This window comes from Roseitranquillus sediminis, assembly GCF_016918935.1.
Taxonomy (GTDB): Bacteria; Pseudomonadota; Alphaproteobacteria; order Rhodobacterales; family Rhodobacteraceae; genus Roseitranquillus; species Roseitranquillus sediminis.
Genome location: NZ_JAFFOB010000035.1, coordinates 1 through 1,157 on the forward strand (window position 1 = coordinate 1; position 1,157 = coordinate 1,157).

General features: G+C 67.8%; 1 protein-coding gene. It reads left to right on the top strand.

Features of this window, described 5'->3' with window-relative positions:
• Nucleotides 1-1,157, top strand: a 1,157-nt coding sequence (gene tuf, locus JM664_RS18475; RefSeq protein ID WP_227421414.1) for an elongation factor Tu, incomplete at both ends; no start/stop codon positions are given.

The following is a 1,157-nucleotide window of genomic DNA, read 5'->3' on the forward strand; positions in this document are numbered from 1 at the left end:
ATGGCGAAGGCGAAGTTCGAGCGGACGAAGCCGCACGTGAACGTGGGGACGATCGGGCACGTTGACCACGGCAAGACGACGCTGACGGCGGCGATCACGAAGTATTTCGGGGACTTCCGTGCCTACGACATGATCGACGCGGCGCCGGAGGAGAAGGCGCGGGGGATCACGATCTCGACGGCGCACGTGGAGTACGAGAGCGACAACCGCCACTACGCCCACGTCGACTGCCCGGGCCACGCCGACTACGTGAAGAACATGATCACGGGCGCGGCGCAGATGGACGGCGCGATCCTGGTGGTGAACGCCGCGGACGGTCCGATGCCGCAGACGCGCGAGCACATCCTGCTGGCGCGCCAGGTCGGCGTGCCGTCGCTGGTGGTCTACCTCAACAAGGTGGACCAGGTCGACGACGAGGAGCTGCTGGAGCTGGTCGAGATGGAGGTGCGCGAGCTTCTGTCCTCCTACGACTTCCCGGGCGACGACATCCCGATCGTGAAGGGCTCGGCGCTGGCGGCGATGGAGGGGCGCGACCCCGAGATCGGTGAGAACTCGATCCGCGAGCTGATGGAGGCGGTCGACAGCTACATCCCGACGCCGGAGCGTCCGATCGACCAGCCGTTCCTGATGCCGGTCGAGGACGTGTTCTCGATCTCGGGCCGCGGCACGGTGGCGACGGGCCGGATCGAGCGCGGCGTGATCAAGGTCGGCGACGAGATGGAGGTCGTCGGGCTCAACAAGAACAAGAAGACGACCTGCACCGGCGTCGAGATGTTCCGCAAGCTGCTGGACCGCGGCGAGGCGGGCGACAACGTGGGCCTCCTGCTGCGCGGCATCGACCGCGAGGGCGTGGAGCGTGGCCAGGTGCTCTGCAAGCCGGGCAGCGTGACGCCGCACACCAAGTTCGAGGCCGAGGCGTATGTCCTGACCAAGGAGGAGGGCGGCCGCCACACGCCGTTCTTCGCCAACTACCGGCCGCAGTTCTACTTCCGCACGACGGACGTGACCGGGACGGTGACGCTGGCCGAGGGCACCGAGATGGTGATGCCGGGCGACAACGTGTCGTTCCAGGTCGAGCTGATCGCGCCGATCGCGATGGAGGAGAAGCTCCGCTTCGCCATCCGCGAAGGCGGCCGCACCGTCGGCGCCGGCGTCGT